The organism is Thermogemmatispora sp. (assembly GCF_019683755.1).
Lineage (GTDB): Bacteria > Chloroflexota > Ktedonobacteria > Ktedonobacterales > Ktedonobacteraceae > Thermogemmatispora.
On record NZ_JADGHT010000260.1, the window covers coordinates 1 to 6,746 of the forward strand.

6 protein-coding genes are annotated in these 6,746 nt (G+C 57.8%); 5 read left to right on the forward strand and 1 reads right to left on the reverse strand.

The features are described 5' to 3' along the window. Positions 1-626 precede the first annotated feature (626 nt). The 4 genes from gap (at position 627) to IRZ24_RS15015 (ending at position 4,493) form a co-directional block, all read left to right on the forward strand. Positions 627-1,643, forward strand: coding sequence for a type I glyceraldehyde-3-phosphate dehydrogenase (gap, locus tag IRZ24_RS15000; protein ID WP_297165646.1), 1,017 nt, complete (start codon positions 627-629; stop codon positions 1,641-1,643). 80 nt (positions 1,644-1,723) lie between these two features. Further along, on the forward strand, positions 1,724-2,917 hold the full coding sequence (locus IRZ24_RS15005) for a phosphoglycerate kinase (RefSeq protein ID WP_297165648.1): 1,194 nt from the start codon (positions 1,724-1,726) through the stop codon (positions 2,915-2,917). 17 nt (positions 2,918-2,934) lie between these two features. Beyond that, complete coding sequence (gene tpiA, locus IRZ24_RS15010) at positions 2,935-3,738, forward strand: triose-phosphate isomerase (protein ID WP_297165650.1); 804 nt, start codon at positions 2,935-2,937, stop codon at positions 3,736-3,738. 272 nt (positions 3,739-4,010) lie between these two features. Beyond that, complete coding sequence (locus IRZ24_RS15015; protein ID WP_297165652.1) at positions 4,011-4,493, forward strand: DUF5680 domain-containing protein; 483 nt, start codon at positions 4,011-4,013, stop codon at positions 4,491-4,493. A gap of 152 nt (positions 4,494-4,645) precedes the next feature. On the opposite strand, the gene IRZ24_RS15020 is transcribed toward IRZ24_RS15015, so the two are convergent. Beyond that, complete coding sequence (locus tag IRZ24_RS15020) at positions 4,646-6,058, reverse strand: class II fumarate hydratase (RefSeq protein ID WP_366914313.1); 1,413 nt, start codon at positions 6,056-6,058, stop codon at positions 4,646-4,648. Between the two features lie 323 nt (positions 6,059-6,381). On the opposite strand from IRZ24_RS15020, the gene IRZ24_RS15025 reads away from it, so the two are divergent. Beyond that, positions 6,382-6,746, forward strand: a 365-nt coding sequence (locus IRZ24_RS15025) for a DUF402 domain-containing protein (RefSeq protein WP_297165656.1), incomplete at its 3' end; no start/stop codon positions are given.

Sequence of the window (6,746 nt, forward strand, 5' to 3'; positions counted from 1 at the left end):
CCCCCCCCCCCCCCCCCCCCCCCCCCCCCCCCCCCCCCCCCCCCCCCCGGGGCATCCGTATGGCCGGTAGGCCTTCCAAGTGCACGGACCTCTCCTTTTTTCTAGTGGAGAGTAGGGAGCAGCCTCTTGGGGCAAGACGGCGGGCTTGCTTTATACCTGGGCTGACGGATGGAGCGAGTGAGCGAGCACTGCTGCGGTTGCTGCTTGACCCTCACTGGAACTGGTGATACTCTTTTAGCTGAGTGTGGGCGCCCGCGGGACGCCTCCGCGGCGCCGGAGCAGTGGCCGCGTGGAAACTGGTGCTGGCATACAAGATGCGGCAAGTGGGCTGACAAGGATGGAGTAACAAGACGCCAGGTGGGGTGATCAATCAAGCAAATGGCCACCTGGCGTGAGCCGCGCTGTGGCCAGTCGGTAAGATGCGGCGGTCGTTCCTCGACGGAGAGGTGTGAGGGGGCAGACAAGATTCTGTCCAGCGCTTCCCTGTGTTTCACGTGAAACAGGAACACCTGGGGAGAGCATCTTGTCTCAGGATTGTGGAGGCGCTTTATCCTCCCGCTCCAGCGCTTCGCAGTCAGGCTATGACTGACGAGTAGCAGCAAGTAGCAAGAAGGAGAAACATCCGCATGGTAACACGAGTAGGCATCAACGGTTTTGGCCGTATTGGACGGCAATCCTTCAAAGCGATGCTTGAACGCTATCCCCACGAATTAGAGGTCGTCGCCATTAACGATCTCACCGATACCTACACCAATGCCCACTTGCTCAAGTACGACTCCACCTATGGCCGCTTTCCCGGCCAGGTTGAGGCGACGCCCGAAGCGCTCATTGTCAATGGCCACACCATTAAGGTCCTTGCTCAGCGTGATCCCGCTCAGATTCCCTGGGGTGACCTAGGTGTTGATATCGTGATTGAGTCCACCGGTCTTTTCACCGATGCCGATAAGGCGAAGGCTCACCTCCAGGGAGGGGCAAAAAAGGTCATTATCTCTGCTCCCGCCAAAGGCGAGGACATCACGATTGTGCTCGGAGTCAATGAGCACATGTATGATCCGGCCAAACATCACATTATCTCTAATGCCTCCTGTACGACGAACTGTCTAGCTCCCGCGGCTAAGGTCCTCAACGATCGCTTTGGCATCGAGCATGGCCTGATGAATACCATCCACTCCTATACCAATGATCAACGGATTCAGGATCTGGTCCATAAGGACCTGCGCCGTGCTCGCGCCGCGGCCCTCAATATTATTCCGACGACGACTGGCGCCGCTCGTGCCGTAGCGCTGGTAATTCCCGAGCTGAAGGGCCGCTTCGATGGCATGTCCCTCCGGGTACCGACTGCCACCGTCTCAGTCGTCGACTTTGTAGCGACTCTGCGCAAACCCGCGACACGTGAAGAAGTCAATGAGGCCTATAAGGAGGCCGCTGCTGGCTCCTTGAAAGGCATTCTGGATTACACCGAAGAGCCGCTAGTCTCGTCCGATTTCCGCGGAGATACCCATTCCGCCATTATCGATGGCCTCTCGACAATGGTGACTGGGGGCGGCCAGATGGTCAAGGTGATTGCCTGGTACGATAACGAATGGGGCTACTCGACGCGCGTGGCCGATCTCACCCACTTTGTGGCCGAGAAGGGCTGGTAAGTCACAGGAAGCGCTCTGTCACAAGCGCTCATGGCAAGGGCGGGGAACAACCCCGCCCATTGGACGGAGGGTGTATTGGCATGCAGAAAAAAACGGTTCGTGATATCGAGGTGGAGGGGAAGCGGGTCCTGGTGCGCGTAGATTTCAATGTGCCTCTCAACGAGGAAGGTCACATTATGGATGATACGCGCATTCGGGCCTCTCTGCCAACGATTCAATATTTGCTCGACCACGGCGCGGCGGTCATCTTGATGTCCCATCTGGGCCGGCCCAAGGGGAAGGTAGTGGAGAAACTGCGCCTGGCCCCGGTTGCTGTTCGCCTAAGCGAGCTACTGCAGCGTCCTGTCCAACTGGCTCCTGATTGTGTTGGTCCTCAAGTCGAAGCGCTGGCGCATGGGCTGAAGCCAGGTCAGGTACTGCTGCTGGAGAATCTGCGCTTCCATGCCGAGGAGGAGCAGAATGATGCTGGGTTCGCGGGCCGTCTGGCTGCCCTCGGCGATCTCTATGTCAATGATGCCTTCGGCACGGCTCACCGCGCTCATGCTTCCACAGAGGGTGTGGCCCACTATCTGCCTGCTGTCGCTGGCTTCCTGATGGAGAAGGAGCTGAATTTCCTCGGCGCGGCTCTGGAGAATCCCCGCCGTCCTTTTGTGGCGGTAATCGGTGGGGCGAAGGTCTCTGATAAGATCGCTGTCCTGGAACGTTTGCTGACATTGGCTGACGCCTTGCTGATCGGCGGCGGTATGGCCAATACCTTCCTCAAGGCCGAAGGCTATGAGGTCGGTGCATCTCTGGTTGAAGATGGTAAGCTCGATGTGGCGCGCTCTCTGCTGGCGCGCGCGCGTGAACGCCGGTTGGAGCTGGTGCTCCCGGTGGATGTGGTGATTGCCGATCGCTTTGCCCCCGATGCTCAATGGCGCGTGGTGCCGCGTGATCAGGTGCCTCCAGATTGGCGCATTTTAGATATTGGGCCAGAGACAGTGGCGGCTTTTCGCCAGGTCTTGGAGAAGGCTCAGACGGTCGTCTGGAATGGTACTCTTGGCGTAGCCGAGATGCCTGCCTTTGCTCGTGGTACCAATGCGGTCATTGAGATCCTGGCGGCTTGTACTGCCCGCGGTGCAACCACTGTCGTCGGCGGCGGCGACTCGGCTGCAGCAGTGGAGCAGGCCGGCGCTGCTGACAAGATGACCCATGTGTCGACCGGCGGCGGCGCTTCGTTGGAGTTCCTCGAAGGACGCGTACTGCCTGGTGTCGCGGCTCTGCAGGATCGCTGAGGGTGAGGTGATCAGTGATGGCTACTACCCCGGCGCGCACCGCGATTATCGCCGGTAATTGGAAAATGCACTATGGCCCGCGCATGGCCTCTAGTTTTGCTTTGGAGATCACGCCGGCTTTGGGCAAGTTGCTGAACGAGTATCCGTATTTGCTCTGCATTCTTTGCCCCCCCGCGATCTCGCTCTCGGCTGTTCGCGAGGTGCTCGATGCTCTGCTCTTCGAGCGCATTGAGTTGGGCGCTCAGAATATGCATTTCGAGGAAAAAGGGGCCTTCACCGGCGAAATTTCCCCGCTGATGGTCCGCGAGCTGTGTACGACGGTTATTCTGGGACACTCGGAGCGACGCACCTATTTCGGCGAAAGCGATGAACTCGTGAATCGCAAGGCTCAGGCGGCTCTCAGTCATGGCTTGCGTCCGATTGTCTGCGTAGGCGAACGACTGGAGGAGCATGAGGCAGGTAAAACGGAGGCAGTGATCCGCTCTCAAGTACAGGGCAGCCTGGCAAATTTCCGCGGAGAACGCGCCTGCGATGTGGTGATCGCCTATGAACCAGTGTGGGCAATTGGCACAGGCAAGGCCTGCCCCGGTGAGGATGCTCAACGTACGATCCGTTTGATTCGCGAGCTGTATGCCGATATGTACGGCAGTGAGACCGCCAGCGCTGTGCGCATTCTCTACGGTGGGAGTGTCACCTCTGCTAATATCGCTGAGTATGTGGCTCAGGCCGATATCGATGGGGCCCTGGTCGGGGGCGCCAGCCTGAAGACCGATTTTGTGGAAATTGTGCGCAAGAGCATCGAGGTGCTGAAGCAGGCCTAAAGCTCCCTGGGCAGTCCCCGGAGAGCTAACTTCCTCTGGGCCTGACTGCCGACGACAAGGGGGTGCTCCTCTCTGCTCCTGTCTCCTGGCTGATCAGGCGTCAGGAGCAGAGAGGAGATTTTTATTCTCCAATCCGCTTTGTCGGTCGGTTAGTCTCTTGACCCTCACGCTGAGCTCCTATTGAGGCTGTCAGGATACTGTTACAGTTTGACTGTCACAGTTGGTACTGCTATGCTACTAGCTCCTGACTTGGGCAAGAGGAGGACCACTTGATGGCACGGTTTACGCAAGAAGACTTTCTGGCTTTTCTCCTAGAGGCAAAGCGTCATACCTACGCCGCGCTGGGTGATGCGGCTTCGGTGAGGCCGTTACTGCCCGGTTCCCGACAGTTGGAGTGGCATGTAGGAAACTGGGACTATCGTGATATCTACTTTGGCATGGTCTTCTTTGTTGGTCAAGAGGTGGTTTCCTGGCAGGGGCAACCAGTATGGTCAATGGCTTATGCCGGGGGAGTGACTGCCGAGTGGGCGCACCAGGAAGATCAGGTCTCTCGTATCTACGCATTTTTACGTCAAGCGCTGCATCGGGGGTCAAGGGAGCTACCATTTCGCGGCCCCGCTTCTTGGAAGGAGCAGGATTTATGCTATGTAAATCGTGTAGAAGGGAATCTGGAAGTTTTTCAAGGAGTCGAAGAAATTGTCGCTGCCGGAACGCTTGTCTATCGCTTGCACTACTGTGGGGGCTTTTTGCTCTAGACCTGGTCTAGCTCCTCAACGCTTAGCCTATCATGAGCGTTAGGCTTGCAGGTATGTAGACGCGCGAGGCGAACCAGAAAGACTGTAGAACTGATGGTTGCAACTCTCTGGTTCTGCTTCGCGCGTCTTGTCAACTAGGCACCCACCCAGGTTTAGCCGGCAGCAGGCCCAGCCTCTAGACCTGGCTGGGTCATGCGCTCGGGATCGAGAATGCGGGCTAGTTCTTCTTCGCTCAGTTGCGTACGCTCGCGGGCTACCTCGCGCACGGTGCGTCCGGTGCGATGGGCCTCCTTGGCGATCTCCGCTGCGGCATCATAACCAATGATCGGCGCCAGGGCCGTACAAATCGCTAGACCACGCTCAACCATTTCCGGCCCTTTCTCTGTGGCTTTGATGCCACGCAGACACTGCTCGGTAAAGTTGCGTACGGCAGCGCTGAGGAGTGAGATCGACTGCAAGAGATTATAGGCCGTCACGGGCATCATCACATTGATCTCGAAGTTGCCCGACTGGCCGGCGACAGTGATCGTGGTGTGGTTGCCCATAACCTGGGCACAGACCATACACAGCGACTCGGCAATGACCGGGTTGACTTTGCCGGGCATGATTGAGCTGCCGGGCTGGACGGCAGGCAGCTCAATTTCGCCGAAACCAGCGCGGGGACCCGACCCCATCCAGCGAATATCATTGGCAATCTTCATCAGGCTGACCGCCAGAGTATTGAGGGCACCACTGGCCTCGACAGCGTTGTCTAATGTGCTCTGGGCCTGAAAGTGGTTGCTGGTCTCGCGTACGACTACGCCATTCATCTCTGAGAGGCGCCGACAGACACGAGCGGCAAACTCAGGATGAGTGTTGACACCAGTACCAACTGCGGTACCGCCAAGCGCGACCTCCGAGAGCTCGTTTTCTGCGTGGCGCAGGCGGGCGATGCCGCGTTCGATCTGACCAGCATAACCAAGAAATTCCTGTCCCAGTCGGATAGGCGTGGCGTCCTGCAGATGAGTGCGTCCAGTCTTGATAATAGGCCAGAAGGCTTCAGCTTTCTCCTGCAGAACGCGCTGCATCTCCTCCAGGGCGGGGATCAACTCCTTGTCAATGCTCACCAGGGCTGAGAGATGAATCGCGGTGGGGATGACGTCGTTGGAGGACTGGCCAAAGTTCACGTGGTCATTGGGATGAACCAGCCGTGAGCCACGGGCTCCACCGAGTAGCTCGCTGGCCCGGTTAGCAATGACCTCGTTGGCGTTCATGTTGGTCGAGGTACCCGAGCCAGTCTGGAAGATATCGACAACAAAGTGCTCGTCAAGCTTGCCCTCGATCACCTCTTGAGCGGCCTGCACAATGGCCGTGGCGATGCGCTCGTCAAGCAGGCCTAGCTCTGCATTGGTCTGTGCTGCTGCCTGCTTGATCTGGCCAAGGGCACGGATAAAAGCACGCGGAAAGCGGAGATTGCTAATGGGAAAGTTGAGAACGGCGCGCTGCGTACTGGCTCCGTAGTAGGCGTTTGCTGGGACGCGCATCTCGCCCATGGAGTCGCGTTCAATGCGCGTTTCTTCTGCCAGGCTGCTCACAGCATCCTCCTCGATGGTATCCTGGTCTTTCTCCTTGAGAGGCTAGCCAGGGCCGACAGTGCAGGGGCGGTGCAAGGTGTGGGTGTGCACTCGCTGACCGTGGTTCGTTCTCGAACTCAGGCCGACATAGCCGCTGGCTGCTGTCTGCCCCATTATATCACTGCTCTGGAACGCGGCAGCCATCTTTAGGCTGGAGAGCAGTCAGCAAGCCGAGGATGTCTCTGCCATCTGGCGTGCTAGATCGCCCTTCGCTATAATGTAGTCTGAGGGCGACAAAGCACGGATCGATTCTTTCTGTAGGATGCTCACCAGATATGTTACTTGAGGTCGAAATACAGAAGATGCTTGTAGATGGGAGCAAGTGGGGAGCGTGGAAGGGCTATCAGCTACCGTTAAGCGATGAGTATGTCTCGATCTGGACGCCAGTCGGCACACCAATGCATTGGCGGCCAGGCACCTGGATTTTAGAGCGACATTCGCTCACCTACTTCTGGCCTCATGCCTGGTATACCATCCACATTGGCTATGATCACCAGGATGGCCACTTTGTGAGCGGCTACTGCGATGTCGTGCTGCCAACTGATCCCTATACCAGTACCTCCCAGCGGCTCATCTACGTGGATCTCTACGTTGATGTGGTCATCCGCGAAGATTTCAGTGTCTATACCAAGGATCAGGA